This is a genomic window from Microbacterium sp. BE35, from assembly GCF_031457705.1.
In the GTDB taxonomy this organism is placed as follows: Bacteria; Actinomycetota; Actinomycetes; order Actinomycetales; family Microbacteriaceae; genus Microbacterium; species Microbacterium trichothecenolyticum.
Genome location: NZ_JAVDXD010000002.1, coordinates 948,307 through 961,932, shown reverse-complemented (window position 1 = coordinate 961,932; position 13,626 = coordinate 948,307). Strand labels below are relative to the sequence as shown.

16 protein-coding genes are annotated in these 13,626 nt (G+C 68.9%); 3 read left to right on the top strand and 13 right to left on the bottom strand.

Translation table 11 applies throughout. The annotated features are described in order from the left end of the window. The first annotated feature begins 7 nt into the window (after positions 1-7). On the top strand, positions 8-460 hold the full coding sequence (locus J2Y46_RS10420) for a DUF4282 domain-containing protein (RefSeq protein WP_310242112.1): 453 nt from the start codon (positions 8-10) through the stop codon (positions 458-460). 80 nt (positions 461-540) lie between these two features. Next, the gene (locus tag J2Y46_RS10415; RefSeq protein WP_045297541.1) at positions 541-1,269 is read left to right on the top strand and encodes a GNAT family N-acetyltransferase; all 729 of its coding nucleotides are present in this window, start codon (positions 541-543) and stop codon (positions 1,267-1,269) included. A gap of 3 nt (positions 1,270-1,272) precedes the next feature. Here J2Y46_RS10415 and J2Y46_RS10410 read toward each other — a convergent pair whose 3' ends face one another. The 13 genes from J2Y46_RS10410 to prmC form a co-directional block, all read right to left on the bottom strand. Then, positions 1,273-2,022 (bottom strand): peroxide stress protein YaaA, encoded by a 750-nt coding sequence (locus J2Y46_RS10410; protein ID WP_310242111.1) that lies wholly within the window; start codon positions 2,020-2,022, stop codon positions 1,273-1,275. A gap of 91 nt (positions 2,023-2,113) precedes the next feature. Then, on the bottom strand, positions 2,114-2,374 hold the full coding sequence (locus tag J2Y46_RS10405; RefSeq protein ID WP_045297537.1) for a F0F1 ATP synthase subunit epsilon: 261 nt from the start codon (positions 2,372-2,374) through the stop codon (positions 2,114-2,116). 2 nt (positions 2,375-2,376) lie between these two features. Further along, positions 2,377-3,825, bottom strand: coding sequence for a F0F1 ATP synthase subunit beta (gene atpD, locus J2Y46_RS10400; protein WP_045297536.1), 1,449 nt, complete (start codon positions 3,823-3,825; stop codon positions 2,377-2,379). A 36-nt stretch (positions 3,826-3,861) separates the two neighbouring features. Beyond that, the gene (locus tag J2Y46_RS10395; RefSeq protein ID WP_045297535.1) at positions 3,862-4,758 is read right to left on the bottom strand and encodes a F0F1 ATP synthase subunit gamma; all 897 of its coding nucleotides are present in this window, start codon (positions 4,756-4,758) and stop codon (positions 3,862-3,864) included. 21 nt (positions 4,759-4,779) lie between these two features. Continuing rightward, on the bottom strand, positions 4,780-6,417 hold the full coding sequence (atpA, locus tag J2Y46_RS10390) for a F0F1 ATP synthase subunit alpha (RefSeq protein WP_045297533.1): 1,638 nt from the start codon (positions 6,415-6,417) through the stop codon (positions 4,780-4,782). Positions 6,418-6,477: 60 nt separating this feature from the next. Beyond that, on the bottom strand, positions 6,478-7,269 hold the full coding sequence (locus J2Y46_RS10385; protein ID WP_045297532.1) for a F0F1 ATP synthase subunit delta: 792 nt from the start codon (positions 7,267-7,269) through the stop codon (positions 6,478-6,480). After that, positions 7,269-7,826 carry a F0F1 ATP synthase subunit B gene (locus J2Y46_RS10380; protein WP_045297530.1) on the bottom strand — a complete coding sequence of 186 codons (558 nt, stop codon included), beginning with the start codon at positions 7,824-7,826 and terminating at the stop codon, positions 7,269-7,271. Before J2Y46_RS10380 ends, J2Y46_RS10385 begins: the two co-directional genes overlap by 1 nt. A 29-nt stretch (positions 7,827-7,855) precedes the next feature. Further along, positions 7,856-8,092 (bottom strand): ATP synthase F0 subunit C, encoded by a 237-nt coding sequence (gene atpE / locus J2Y46_RS10375; protein ID WP_045297529.1) that lies wholly within the window; start codon positions 8,090-8,092, stop codon positions 7,856-7,858. Between the two features lie 46 nt (positions 8,093-8,138). Then, entirely contained in the window at positions 8,139-8,930 is a 792-nt protein-coding gene (gene atpB / locus J2Y46_RS10370; RefSeq protein ID WP_245619524.1) for a F0F1 ATP synthase subunit A, read from the bottom strand. Positions 8,931-9,097: 167 nt separating this feature from the next. Then, on the bottom strand, positions 9,098-9,601 hold the full coding sequence (locus J2Y46_RS10365) for a hypothetical protein (protein ID WP_045297527.1): 504 nt from the start codon (positions 9,599-9,601) through the stop codon (positions 9,098-9,100). Further along, on the bottom strand, positions 9,598-10,806 hold the full coding sequence (locus J2Y46_RS10360; protein ID WP_045297526.1) for an MraY family glycosyltransferase: 1,209 nt from the start codon (positions 10,804-10,806) through the stop codon (positions 9,598-9,600). Before J2Y46_RS10360 ends, J2Y46_RS10365 begins: the two co-directional genes overlap by 4 nt. Beyond that, complete coding sequence (locus tag J2Y46_RS10355) at positions 10,803-11,564, bottom strand: L-threonylcarbamoyladenylate synthase (protein ID WP_310242107.1); 762 nt, start codon at positions 11,562-11,564, stop codon at positions 10,803-10,805. The genes J2Y46_RS10360 and J2Y46_RS10355 overlap by 4 nt, the downstream gene beginning before the upstream one ends. 58 nt (positions 11,565-11,622) lie before the next feature. Continuing rightward, positions 11,623-12,501 carry a peptide chain release factor N(5)-glutamine methyltransferase gene (prmC, locus tag J2Y46_RS10350; protein ID WP_310242106.1) on the bottom strand — a complete coding sequence of 293 codons (879 nt, stop codon included), beginning with the start codon at positions 12,499-12,501 and terminating at the stop codon, positions 11,623-11,625. A 148-nt stretch (positions 12,502-12,649) separates the two neighbouring features. Here prmC and cysK point away from each other — a divergent pair, with 148 nt between their 5' ends. Then, a complete protein-coding gene (gene cysK / locus J2Y46_RS10345; RefSeq protein ID WP_045297522.1) occupies positions 12,650-13,588 on the top strand; it encodes a cysteine synthase A in 939 nt (312 codons plus the stop codon). The last annotated feature ends 38 nt before the right edge of the window (positions 13,589-13,626 follow it).

Here is a 13,626-nt window from a genome sequence, read left to right as displayed (position 1 = left end):
GCTGCCCATGACCGACCAGACTCCGTCCTCCTCGACTCCCCCGCCGCTGCCCCCGCAGTCCGCCGCTGACGCCGCGCGCGGCGCCGATCCCGACGACACGGGCGTCCCGTCGGTCCGCGGCGAGGTCAACGAGGTCGGCCGAGGGTTCTTCTCCGCGCTGTTCGACCTCTCGTTCCGCACCTTCATCACGCGGCGCCTGGCGAGCGTGTTCTACTTCGTCGGCCTGATCGCGATCGCCATCGGCTTCATCGTGTACTTCGTCGGCGGCATCATGAGCGCGATCTCCGTGATGTGGCTGAACGTCGGCGCCGGCATCACCGGGCTCATCGCGACCATCATCGTGGTCCCGGTCGTGACGTTCCTCGCGATCATCCTGCTCAGGTTCATCATCGAGGCGGTCGTCGCCCTCATCGCGATCGCCGAGAACACCGAGCGCACCGCCGAGCACACGAAGCGCTGACCGGGCGGCGTTCTCGCACGTGTTGCGTGCGGTGACGCCGGGCATTTGCGCCGACTGGGCCGCAGGCGCAGAGTGGGCGGGTGCCCGATGCCTCCCTCGCCCCCATCCTCGATGCCCCGCACACCGACGCCACCGTGCTCGACAACGCCCCCTGGCACTCGCTGACCGGTCCGCACGCCTCGTTCGCGATCGGCGACGACCTCGTGCGCCGCTACCCGGAAGACGTCGCGCCGTTCGTCGCGGTGAGATCGTGGGACGAGCCGGCGGTGTGGCAGGCGCTCATCGACCTCGTGGGTCCCGGTGCCGAGATCGGGCTCTCGGGCTACGACGGCGACGTGCCGGAGGGCTGGGAGGTCGTCGGCCAGGGCGAGGGGGTCCAGCTCGTGGAGACCGACGCGCTTCGGCCGCAGCCCTACCCGGAAGCAGTCCTCCTGGGCGCTGACGACGTTCCCGAGATGCTCGCGATCGTCGAGCGCAACCAACCCGGTCCGTTCCGGCCGCGGACGTACGAACTCGGGCGTTACATCGGCATCCGCCGCGAGGGCCGCCTCGTCGCGATGGCCGGCGAGCGACTTCACCCCGAGGGCTGGACCGAGATCAGCGCCGTCGCGGTCGACGCCGACCACCGTCGTCAGGGCCTCGCGTCGCGCCTCGTGCTCGACGTCGCATTCCACATCCAGGAGCGTGGCGACCGCGCTCTGCTGCACGCGGCGGCATCGAACGTCGGCGCGATCGCGGCGTACGAACGTCTCGGCTTCGCGCTGCGCCGCCGCAATCGCTTCTCGGCGGTGCGCACACCGACCGCGTAGCGCTCAGGCGAAGAGCTCGAGCTCGCCGGCGCCGGACTCCCGCACGCGGAGGCCGGCAGCATCCGCCCACGTCAGGAAGGCCGCGGCAGACCCGATCCGCGGGCGATCCTCGGCGAGACGGCGAACGAGCGCACCCTTCGCATGCTTGTTGAAGTGGTTGAGGGCGCGCACGGCGCCATCGGCGCCCTCGCTCACGACGCGCACATACCGGGAGGCGACGCCGGCCGGTACGGGGCCGAGGCCGACGTACGCCTCGGAGCGCAGGTCGAGCACGAAGCGCGGGTCGAGCGCAGCGAGGGCGGCGGTCACGTCGGCGCCCCAGAGTCGCCGCAGCGGCGGCACACCGGGAAGCGACGTGCCGGCGCCGAGACGATACGCCGGGATGGGATCCAGCGCGCCCACTGGACCGAACGGGGCCGAGTGCACGAGGACATGGGCTCCCAGCCAGCGCCGTCCGGCGGCGGAGACGGATGCTGCATCGAGCGCGTCGAAGAGGACACCGGTGTAGCGGTCGATCGCCGCCATCGTCGGGGCGTCGCGCAGCACGGCGTTCACGGCGACCTCGCCTCGTTGCTTGGGGCCGAGCTTGAGGACGCGTGCGGCGTGGTCCTCGTCGGCCGAGAGGGCGACGAGGGCCGCGACGACCGCCTCGCGCTGCGGCGCCAGCTCCGGCAGCGCCAGTCCTGCCGCATCCAGCGGCGTGCGCTTGCCGCCGGTCCGTTTCGTCTCGGACGGGGGCAGCAGGATCAGCATGGCTCTCCGTGGCGGGGCTCGGGGCGAAGTCGCCGGATGAAACGACTCGGCCGATCCCCGAGGGGACCGGCCGAGTGCGAATGATGGTTGATCAGGAGATCAGTGCGGCGTTTCCGGCCACGATCGTGAGGTCATCGCCCTCCATCGACAGGAACCCGTCCTGCGCGTTGGCGATGATCTTCGTGCCCGAGGTCTCGGTGATGCGCACCTGACCCTCGGCGAGGATCGCGAGCACCGGCTCGTGACCGGTCATGAAGCCGATCTCGCCCTCGACGGTCTTGGCGACGACGAGCGACGCCTCTCCCGACCAGACCTCCGCGTCCGCGGAGACGAGGCTCACTTTGAGCGGCATGATCAGCCGTTCTCCTTCTGGATGCGCGCCCACTGCTCTTCGACGTCGGAGATGCCGCCGACGTTGAAGAAGGCCTGCTCGGCGACGTGGTCGAACTCACCCTTGACGATCGCGTCGAACGACTCGATGGTCTCCTTGATCGGGACCGTCGAACCCTCGACACCGGTGAACTTCTTCGCCATGTAGGTGTTCTGCGAGAGGAACTGCTGGATGCGGCGCGCACGGGCGACGACGATCTTGTCCTCTTCCGAGAGCTCGTCGACACCGAGGATCGCGATGATCTCCTGCAGCTCCTTGTTCTTCTGCAGGATCTGCTTCACGGCGGTGGCCACGCGGTAGTGGTCCTCACCGATGTAGCGCGGGTCGAGGATGCGGCTCGTCGACGTCAGCGGGTCGATGGCCGGGTACAGACCCTTCGACGCGATCTCACGCGAGAGCTCGGTGGTGGCGTCGAGGTGCGCGAACGTGGTCGCCGGAGCCGGGTCGGTGTAGTCGTCGGCGGGGACGTAGATCGCCTGAAGCGAGGTGATCGAGTGACCGCGCGTCGAGGTGATGCGCTCCTGGAGGACGCCCATCTCGTCAGCGAGGTTCGGCTGGTAGCCCACCGCGGACGGCATGCGGCCGAGCAGCGTCGAGACCTCGGAACCGGCCTGCGTGAAGCGGAAGATGTTGTCGATGAACAGCAGCACGTCCTGCTTCTGCACGTCGCGGAAGTACTCCGCCATCGTGAGCGCCGACAGGGCGACGCGCAGACGCGTCCCCGGCGGCTCGTCCATCTGACCGAAGACGAGGGCGGTCTTGTCGAAGACGCCCGCCTCCTCCATCTCGCCGATGAGGTCGTTGCCCTCACGGGTGCGCTCGCCGACACCGGCGAACACCGACACACCGCCGTGGTCCTGCGCGACGCGCTGGATCATCTCCTGGATGAGGACGGTCTTGCCGACGCCGGCACCGCCGAAGAGGCCGATCTTCCCACCCTGCACGTACGGGGTGAGCAGGTCGATGCTCTTGATGCCGGTCTCGAACATCTCGGTCTTCGACTCGAGCTGGTCGAACGACGGCGCCTGGCGGTGGATGCCCCAGCGCTCGGTGATCTCGATGGTCTCACCGGGCTCGCCGTTCAGGACGTCACCCGTGACGTTGAACACCTTGCCCTTGGTGACGTCGCCGACGGGCACCGTGATGGGGCCGCCGGTGTCGCGCACCTCCTGACCGCGGACCATGCCGTCGGTCGGCTTGAGCGAGATGGCGCGGACGAGGTCGTCACCGAGGTGCTGAGCGACCTCGAGCGTGATCTCGGACGCGTCGTCGCCGATCACGATCGTCGTCTTCAGCGCGTTGTAGATGTCGGGGATCGAGTCGTGCGGGAACTCGATGTCGACGACGGGGCCGGTGACGCGGGCGACGCGCCCGACGACCGCCGTCTCGGTCTTGTCAGCGGTGAGGCTCATGGCTTCTTCTCTTTCGTGTGGTCTGATGTCGCAGCGCTACTTGCCGGACGAGAGCGCATCGGCGCCGCCGACGATCTCGGCGATCTGCTGCGTGATCTCGGCCTGGCGCGCGTTGTTGCGCAGGCGCGTGTAGTCGGTGATGAGCTTGTCGGCGTTGTCGCTGGCGGACTTCATCGCCTTCTGCGTCGCGGCGTGCTTCGCGGCCGACGACTGCAGGAGGGCGTTGAAGACGCGGCTCTGGATGTACACCGGCAGGAGCGCGTCGAGCACGGTCTCGGCGTCCGGCTCGAACTCGTACAGCGGGTACACCGCGGCCGAGGACGACTCCTCGGCCTCGACGACCTCGAGCGGAAGCAGGCGCACCGTCTCGGGCGTCTGCGTCATCATGCTGACGAAGCGGTTGTAGACGAGGTGGATCTCGTCGACGCCGTTCTCCTCGCCGCCGCGGTCGTACGCGTCGAGCAGGGTCGCCGCGATCTCCTCCGCCGTTGTGAAGTGCGGGGTGTCGGTGTCGCCCGTCCATTCCGCAGCGCTCTGCATGCGACGGAACTGGAAGTACCCGACGGCCTTGCGACCGACCAGGTAGAACACCGGCTCCCGGCCCTCCTCGCGCAGCAGCTGCGCGAGCTCGAGGCCCTCTCGGAGGATCTGCGAGTTGAACGCGCCCGCGAGACCGCGGTCGGACGAGAAGATCACGACCGCGGAGCGGCGGATCGTCTCTCGTTCGAGGGTCAGGGGGTGGTCGACGTTGGAGTGCGTCGCCACGGCGGAGACGGCACGCGTCACGGCTCGCGCGAAGGGCGACGACGCGCGCACACGCGCCATCGCCTTCTGGATGCGCGAAGCCGCGATGAGTTCCATCGCCTTCGTGATCTTCTTGGTCGTCTGAGCAGAAGAGATCTTCTGCTTGTAGACCCGGAGTTGTGCGCCCATGTCTGCTAGCCCAGGCCCGCCTTAGCGGCGGCCCTTGACGATCTTCTCCTGGTTCACGTCGTCGGCCTGCGCAGCCGCGACCTCTTCGTGGCCGGGCTTGGTGATCGACTGGCCCTTGCCGGCCTGGAACTCGAGGATGAACTCGTCGGTCTTCTTCGTCAGCTCGGCCACGGTGTCGTCGTCGAGGACGTTCGTGTCGCGCAGGGTGTCGAGGATCGTGGTGTTGCGACGCAGGTAGTCGAGCAGCTCGCGCTCGAACGCCAGCACGTCCTCGACCTCGATCGAGTCGAGCTTGCCGTTGGTGCCGGCCCAGATCGAGACGACCTGCTCCTCCACCGGGTACGGCGAGTACTGCGGCTGCTTGAGCAGCTCGGTCAGACGCGCACCGCGGGCGAGCTGGCGGCGCGAAGCCGCGTCCAGGTCGGAGGCGAACATCGCGAACGCCTCGAGCGAGCGGTACTGGGCGAGCTCGAGCTTGAGCGTGCCGGAGACCTTCTTGATCGACTTGACCTGGGCGTCGCCGCCGACTCGCGAGACCGAGATGCCGACGTCGACAGCGGGGCGCTGGTTGGCGTTGAACAGGTCGGACTGGAGGAAGATCTGCCCGTCGGTGATCGAGATCACGTTGGTCGGGATGTACGCCGAGACATCGTTGGCCTTGGTCTCGATGATCGGAAGACCGGTCATCGAGCCGGCGCCGAGCTCGTCGGACAGCTTCGCGCAGCGCTCGAGCAGACGCGAGTGCAGGTAGAAGACGTCACCCGGGTACGCCTCGCGGCCCGGCGGGCGGCGCAGGAGCAGGGACACGGCGCGGTAGGCCTCGGCCTGCTTCGACAGGTCGTCGAAGATGACCAGGACGTGCTTGCCCTCGTACATCCAGTGCTGGCCGATGGCCGAGCCGGTGTACGGCGCGAGGTATTTGAAGCCGGCGGGGTCCGAGGCGGGAGCCGCGACGATCGTCGTGTACTCCAGTGCGCCGGCGTCCTCGAGGGCGCCCTTGACGGCCGCGATCGTGGAGCCCTTCTGACCGATAGCGACGTAGATGCAGCGCACCTGCTTGCTGACGTCGCCCGACTCCCAGTTGGCCTTCTGGTTGATGATCGTGTCGATCGCGATGGCCGTCTTGCCGGTCTGCCGGTCGCCGATGATGAGCTGGCGCTGGCCGCGGCCGACCGGGATCATCGCGTCGATGGCCTTGATGCCGGTCTGCAGCGGCTCGTGCACCGACTTGCGCTGCATGACGCCCGGCGCCTGCAGCTCGAGGGCGCGGCGGCCGACGGTGGCGATCTCGCCGAGACCGTCGATCGGGTTGCCGAGCGGGTCGACGACGCGACCGAGGTAGCCGTCGCCGACGGCCACCGAGAGCACCTCGCCGGTGCGGGTGACCTGCTGGCCCGCCTCGACACCGGAGAAGTCGCCGAGGACGACCACGCCGATCTCGTGCTCGTCCAGGTTCAGCGCGAGGCCCTGCGTGCCGTCCGCGAACGTCACGAGCTCGTTCGCCATGACACCGGGAAGGCCCTCGACGTGCGCGATGCCGTCAGCGGCGTCGACGACCGTGCCGACCTCGGTGGCCGCAGCCCCGCTGGGCTCGTAGGCGGCGACGAAGTCCTTCAGCGCGTCACGGATGACATCGGGGCTGATAGAGAGATCTGCCATTGTTTTCCTTCGTTCAAGGGGCCTCGGCCCCGAAATCTCCGCTTGCGCGGGAAGTCTGTGTCAGCCGGCGAGCCGCTGACGGAGGTCGGCCAGACGCGCCGACACGCTCGCGTCGATCACGTCATCGGCGATCTGCACGCGCAGGCCGCCGACCACGGTCGGGTCGACGATGGTGTTCAGCGAGACGGGCGTGCCGTAGCGCTTGGTGAGGGCGGAGGCCAGTCGCTCGCTCTGCGCAGCGCTCAACGGAGCCGCCGCCACGACGGTCGCGACCGCGCGGTTGCGCTGGTCGGCGACGAGCCGGGTCGCGCGCGCGAGCAGCTGACGCACGCGGCGCTCACGGGGCTGACGGACGAGAGCGGACGCGATCAGCGTCGCCCCTGCGCTCGCACGGCCCTGGAGCAGCTTCTCGACGAGCGTGCCCTTCGCGGCGGAGTCGCCCAGCCGGCTCCCCAGTGCGAGCTCGAGCTCGGGATTGTCTGCGACGGTCCGCGTGAACGCGAAGAGTTCGGCCTCGACGTCGGCGCTCGCGTCGGCGACCGCGACGGCGCGCACGGCGAGCTCCTCGATGCCGTCGACGAGATCGTCGGACGAGGACCACCGCTGAGCGACGGCGGTCGTCAGCAGCGACGCCGTCGTGGGCTTCACGGCCCCGCCGAACACGTCGGCGACGACCTTGCGGCGGGCCTCGGCCGACGCGGCGGAGTCGGCGAGCGCGCCGCTCAGCTGCGACGAGTCGCCCACGGCGCGCGCGACGGCGAACAGCTCGCCGGCCACGTCGAGGTCGACGCCCGACGCGGCGCGCAGCGCCGCCGTCGTCGCCGCCAGGGCCTGAGTGGTCGCGCTGCCCATTACGCCTTGGCCCCTTCGGACTCCTCGAGCTCCGCGAGGAAGCGGTCGACGACGGCCTGAGCCTTCTTGTCGTCGGACAGCGTCTCGCCGATCACGCCGCCGGCGAGGTCGAGGGCGAGCGTGCCCACCTCGCTGCGCAGCGACACGAGAGCCGTCTGGCGCTCCGCCTCGATCTGGGCGTGCGCGGTCGAGGTGAGACGCGCGGCTTCCGCGGATGCGGTCTCCTTGGCCTCGGCGACGATCTTCTTGCCGTCCTCACGGGCGGCGTCACGGATCTCACCGGCCTCCTTGCGCGCGTCCGCGAGCTGCGAGGTGTACTCCTCGAGTGCAGCCTCGGCCTTGCGCTGGGCCTCATCGGCCTTGGCGATGTTGCCTTCGATCGCGGCGGAACGCTCGTCGAGCAGCTTCTTCATCCGGGGAAGGGCGACCTTCCAGAAGATGACGAGGATGACGATGAAGCACACCGACGACCAGATGATGTCGTACCACGCGGGGAGGAGGGGGTTGTGCGCCTCCGCACCCTCTTCCGCGGCGTACGTGACAAGAGCGTGCAGCATCCTGTCTCCTTACGACTGGGTGTTCGCGGTCAGAAGCCGAAGATGAAGCCGGTCGCGATGCCGATGAAGGCGAGCGCCTCGGTGAAGGCGATACCGATCCACATGAGCACCTGCAGGCGGCCGGCCAGCTCGGGCTGACGGGCGACGCCCTCGATCGTCTTGCCGACGACGATGCCGACGCCGATGGCCGGGCCGATCGCGGCGAGGCCGTAACCGACGGTGGCGATGGATCCGGTGACCTCGGCGAGAACCGTAGTTGCGTCCACGGGGGTGTTTCCTTTCAGTTGTGGGCGGCTTTCCAGCCGTCCCGTATCAGTGCTCTTCGGCGACCGCGAGCTGGATGTAGACCGCGGTGAGAAGGGCGAAGACGTAGGCCTGGAGGACAGCCACCAGGATCTCGAACAGGGTGAAGACGAAGCCGAACGCGAGGCTGCCGGCGCCGAGGATCGACCACCAGCCGCCCAGGTCGAAGATGAAGAACTGCGTGGCGGCGAAGAACAGCACCAGCAGCAGGTGGCCGACCATCATGTTCATGAGGAGTCGGAGGGTCAGCGTCACCGGCCGGATGATGAAGGTCGAGATCAGCTCGATCGGCGTGACGATGATGTAGATCGGCCACGGCACGCCCGACGGGAAGAGCGAGTTCTTGAAGAAGTTCTTCGGGCTCTTCTTGATGCCGGCGTAGATGAACGTGACGTAGCTGACGACCGCGAGCGTCAGTGGCACGGCGATGATGCTCGTGCCGGCGATGTTCAGGAACGGGATGATGCCCGTGATGTTCATGAACAGGATCATGAAGAAGAGCGTCGTGAGGATCGGCAGGAAGCGCTGAGCGTCCTTCTTGCCGAGCAGGTCCTCGCCGATGTTGACGCGGACGAAGTCCAGTCCCATCTCGACGAGGCTCTGGAAGCGACCCGGTACGACGCGCATGCGGCGCGTGCCGAGCCAGAAGATCACGACGACGGCGATCGTGGCGAGGAACTGGATGAGGTGGATCCGAGTGATCGGAACACCCGCCAGATTGAAGAGCACCTCGGGGAAGAACTCATCGATCGAGGGCCCGTGGAAGACGGGCGGTTCATCCGTGGCAAAGGGGGCGATCAGGGTCGCAGCATGAATAGACAGCGCTGGCTCCAGCTTCGGGGCACCGGTCGAGAACCGTTGCGACGATGGTCGATGAGCGTCACTCCGCAAGTACTCGCTGAGCGAGTGGGCGGGCGCTCGTTCAGCCTATCAAACTTGTGAGGTCGCTGAATCCGCGCGGCGGCGGATCAGGATCCGTCGGACTCGTCGTCGCGCCTGTCCCCCGCGTCGGGGTCGGTCGGAAGCTCCACATCGCTGACGTGCGGCACCCGCATCCGCACCATGACGACGACGTCCACGGCCAGCGAGGCGAGCACGCTCACGACCGCTGCGACGAAGAACACCCTGGGCTCGATCCAGGGCTGACCGCGCAGGACGAGGAGGATCACGATGAACACGACGAACTTGAGGATCCACCCGCCCATCACGATGCCGAAGAAGATCGGCACGTAGAGCGGGTCGCCGAACCAGCGGTTCGCGATGAGGATGCTCGCCCCCGTGATGCCGAGGAACACCGCGGCGACCAGGACGCCGGCCAGGGCGCTCCAGAGGCCCGTCGTGCCCGCGACGAGGAAGCCGACGACCGCGCCGACGACCGCGAGGATGGCGGTGACCGTGCCCGACCACACCAGAACGGTGCGCAGGATCGGGGTGCTGGAGATCGGGGTGCGGGGATTCGGGCTGGTGCTCATCGGGCGTCCTCCTGTGCGGGCGCGGGATCGGGCTGCGGTTCGGGTCCGGGAGCCGAGGGGGCCGCCGGTGCGGAGACGGGCCGGCGGTGTGAGGGAAGAAGCGTGACGACGAGGCATGCGGCGATGCCGACGATGCCGTAGAACACGCCGAACAGATAGTCGCCCGGCCACTGCAGGGTGGTGCCGATGTACATCAGCAGCACCGACAGACTCACCAGCGCCGTCCACGCGTAGAAGATGAGCACGGCGTCACGATCTGTGTGGCCCATATCGAGCATGCGGTGGTGGAGGTGCTTGCGGTCGGGCGAGAACGGCGACTTGCCTCGGCTCATGCGCCGCACGACGGCGAGGCCGAAGTCGAGCAGCGGGAGCAGCACCACGACGACCGGCAAGAGGATCGGGATGAACGCACCCAGGAGCTGCGAGCGGCCGAACGCGTCGTTGTCGGCGATCATCGCGGGGTCGAAGTTGCCGGTGATCGAGATCGCCGAGCACGCCATCAAGAGTCCCAGCATCAGCGCCCCGGCGTCGCCCATGAACAGGCGCGCGGGGCTCCAGTTGAGAGGGAGGAACCCGATGCACGCGCCGATGAGCACGGCGGCGATGAGCGAGGACAGCGTGAAGTAGGTGCTCGAGCCGATGTCGCGGAACACCATGTAGGAGTACGCGAAGAAGACCGCGTTCGCGATCAGGCACACGCCGGCGACGAGGCCGTCGAGGCCGTCGATGAAGTTCACCGCGTTCATGACGACGACGATCGAGAACACGGTGAGGGTGAAGCTCGCCCAGCTCGAGAAGATCGTCATGCCGCCCAGCGGCAGCGTGTAGATCTGGAGCTGCCCGAACCACGCGATCACGCCGGCCGCGAGGAACTGCGCGCCGAGCTTGATCATCCAATCGAGGTCCCACAGGTCGTCGAGCACGCCGATCACGACGATGAGCGCGGTCGCGCCGAGCAGTGCGTACATCTGCTGGGGCTGCGCCCAGACGATGGAGAAATACGGATGCTGCGACGACACCGCGAACGCCGCCAGCACGCCGATGAACATGGCGATGCCGCCGAGGCGCGGCGTGGGGGTCTTGTGGACGTCGCGTTCGCGGATGCCCGGGTACAGCTTGTACTTGAGGCTGAGTCGCCACACCGCCCACGACAGGACGAAGGTGACGGCCGCCGTGAGGAGGATCGTGAAGACGTACTGCTTCACGAGCGGTCGGGTTCCGGCGCCCCGGGCGCCGCAGCCTCGTCGGCCGGAGCCGGGCCCGCGGGCCCGGAGGCGTCGGCGTCGGGCTCGGAGCCCGGGTCGGGCTCGAGGAGGTCGCCGAGCACGTCGCGCAGCTGCTCGCGGCTGACCGCGCCGTCGCGCAGCACGCGCACCAGGGGCGCGTCGCCGACGACGAGGCTGGTCGCGTCGATGATCGTCGAGGGGATGCCGGTCTTGGACGGCCCATCGCCGAGGTAGACGGCGACGCTGTCCTTCAGCATCGCTTCCGCGTCCTCGGCGGTGATGCCGGCCGCCATGCCGGTGAGGTTGGCGCTCGAGACCGCGAGCGGACCGGTCTCTTCGAGCAGCTCGAGGGCGATGCGGTGCGCGGGCATGCGCACGGCGACCGTGCCGCGGGTCTCGCCGAGATCCCACGACAGCGACGGCTGCGACGGCAGCACGATGGTGAGGCCTCCCGGCCAGTACGCCTCCACGAGGCGCTCGATGGGCTCGGGGACCTCGGCGACGAGCGCGCGCAGCGTCGTGAGTCCTGCGACGAGCACGGGCGGCGGCGACTGGCGTCCGCGGCCCTTGGCAGCGAGCAGGCGCGCGACGGCGGCGTGGTCGAAGGCGTCGGCGGCGACGCCGTACACGGTGTCGGTGGGGATGACGACGAGCTCGCCGCGGCCGATGGCCTGGCGCGCCTGGCGCATGCCGGTGAGCAGCTGCGCCTCGTCACGGCAGTCGTAGATGGGGGACATGTCAGAGGAAGTCTAGTTGCGCGGCCCCGGACGAACGCTCCGAGACCGGGACGGGCGATCAGGGATGCAGGGCGGTGGTCGCGCGGTCGCGCATCGTGAGGTCGGGGTGGGTCGAGGCGGCGCGCCAGCCGTCGGCCTCGAGGATCCCGCGGATCGCCTCGCCCTGCCACTCGCCGTGCTCGATCACGATCATGCCGCCGGGGTGCGCGAGGCGCAGGCCCACCCCGCTCAGCACGCGGACGACGTCGAGACCGTCCTCTCCCCCGTACAGCGCCGCGGGCGGATCGAAGAAGCGGACTTCCGGATCCCTCGGGATCGCAGCATCCGGGACATACGGAGGATTGGATGCCACCACCGAGACCGTGCCGTCGAGCTCACCGAACGCGTGGGCGAGGTCGATGAACGCGAGCGAGGCGTTGTCGGCGCCGACGTTCGCGAAGTTCTCCTTCGTCCACACGAACGCGTCGACCGAGTTCTCGGCAGCGTAGACGCGCGCATGCGGCACCTCGGTCGCCATCGCGAGGGCGATCGCACCGCTGCCGGTGCCGAGATCCACCGCGATGGGAGACGCGGATGCCGCGGCCCGCAGCGCGTCGATCGCCAGCTGCGCGACGACCTCGGTCTCGGGACGCGGCACGAAGACCCCGGGGCCGACGCGCAGCTCCAGGTGGCGGAAGGGCGCGGTCCCGATGATGTGCTGCAGCGGCTCGCGAGTGACGCGGCGGGCGACCAACTCGTCGAGGCGGGAGGCCTGGGCGGCGGTGAGGCGATCGCCGCGGATCGCGCCGGCCTGCACTCCCCCGCGCCCGGAGCCGAGCACGAAGGCGGCCAGCAGCTCGGCGTCGACGGACGGATCGGCGACGCCGACCTCGGCCAGGCGCGCGGCGGCGCGGCGGAGGGAATCGGAGAGCAGGGGGGATTCGTCGGGAGAAGCCATGACCGCATCCACTTTAGGGCCGGCTCCGTGCGAGGCGCACGGGAGGGTACCGCGTGCCCGCCACCCTTTCGTCACAGAAGGACTCACGGAGAACACCTCCCCCTAGGCTGGTGCTCGATTCAGCCGAGAACCCGCGAAAGGTCCCGACATGACCGGCATCCATCCCGACATCACGTCCGCATTCGGCAACACGCCGCTGGTGCGCCTGAACCGCGTCACCAACGGTGCCGGCGCGAACGTCCTGGCGAAGCTCGAGTTCTACAACCCCGCCTCGAGCGTGAAGGACCGTCTGGGAATCGCGATCGTCGATGCCGCGGAGGCCTCGGGTGAGCTGAAGCCGGGCGGCACGATCGTCGAGGCGACCAGCGGCAACACCGGCATCGCGCTGGCCATGGTCGGCGCGGCGCGCGGGTACCGCGTGGTCCTCGCGATGCCCTCGTCGATGTCGATCGAGCGCCGCCTCCTGCTGAAGGCCTACGGCGCCGAGCTCGAGCTCACCGACCCCGCCGGCGGCATGAAGGGCGCGATCGCGAAGGCCGAGGAGCTCGTCGCCGCCATCCCCGGCGCGATCCTCGCCCGCCAGTTCGAGAACCAGGCGAACGTCGAGATCCACCGCAAGACCACCGCGGAGGAGATCATCCGCGACACCGATGGCCAGATCGACTACTTCGTCGCCGGCATCGGCACCGGCGGCACGATCACCGGAGTCGGCCAGGTGCTGAAGGAGCGCGTGCCCGGCGCCAAGGTCGTCGCCGTCGAGCCGGCCGACTCGCCGCTGCTCACGAAGGGCACGCCCGGCCCGCACAAGATCCAGGGCATCGGCCCCAACTTCGTGCCGGCGATCCTCGACCAGGGCGTCATCGACGAGGTCATCGACGTCGAGTTCCCCGACGCGATCTCGACGGCACGCGCCGTCGGCGCGCAGGACGGCATCCTGGTCGGCATCTCGTCTGGCGCGGCGATCTGGGCGGCGCTCCAGGTGGCTGCACGCCCCGAGGCCGCCGGCAAGAACATCGTCGTCATCGTCCCGTCGTTCGGCGAGCGGTACCTGTCGACCGCTCTCTACGAGGATCTGCGCGAAGATTGAGTCGTCACGACGGCGCGCCGGCTCAACCATCCTGGGGC

Bases quoted from the DNA above. Each gene is read 5' to 3' on its own strand.
- J2Y46_RS10420 (WP_310242112.1), top strand. From the start codon at position 8: ATGACCGACCAGACTCCGTCCTCCTCGACTCCCCCGCCGCTGCCCCCG.
- J2Y46_RS10410 (WP_310242111.1), bottom strand. From the start codon at position 2,022: ATGCTGATCCTGCTGCCCCCGTCCGAGACGAAACGGACCGGCGGCAAG.
- J2Y46_RS10405 (WP_045297537.1), bottom strand. From the start codon at position 2,374: ATGCCGCTCAAAGTGAGCCTCGTCTCCGCGGACGCGGAGGTCTGGTCG.
- atpD (WP_045297536.1), bottom strand. From the start codon at position 3,825: ATGAGCCTCACCGCTGACAAGACCGAGACGGCGGTCGTCGGGCGCGTC.
- J2Y46_RS10395 (WP_045297535.1), bottom strand. From the start codon at position 4,758: ATGGGCGCACAACTCCGGGTCTACAAGCAGAAGATCTCTTCTGCTCAG.
- atpA (WP_045297533.1), bottom strand. From the start codon at position 6,417: ATGGCAGATCTCTCTATCAGCCCCGATGTCATCCGTGACGCGCTGAAG.
- J2Y46_RS10385 (WP_045297532.1), bottom strand. From the start codon at position 7,269: ATGGGCAGCGCGACCACTCAGGCCCTGGCGGCGACGACGGCGGCGCTG.
- J2Y46_RS10380 (WP_045297530.1), bottom strand. From the start codon at position 7,826: ATGCTGCACGCTCTTGTCACGTACGCCGCGGAAGAGGGTGCGGAGGCG.
- J2Y46_RS10365 (WP_045297527.1), bottom strand. From the start codon at position 9,601: ATGAGCACCAGCCCGAATCCCCGCACCCCGATCTCCAGCACCCCGATC.
- J2Y46_RS10355 (WP_310242107.1), bottom strand. From the start codon at position 11,564: ATGTCCCCCATCTACGACTGCCGTGACGAGGCGCAGCTGCTCACCGGC.
- prmC (WP_310242106.1), bottom strand. From the start codon at position 12,501: ATGGCTTCTCCCGACGAATCCCCCCTGCTCTCCGATTCCCTCCGCCGC.
- cysK (WP_045297522.1), top strand. From the start codon at position 12,650: ATGACCGGCATCCATCCCGACATCACGTCCGCATTCGGCAACACGCCG.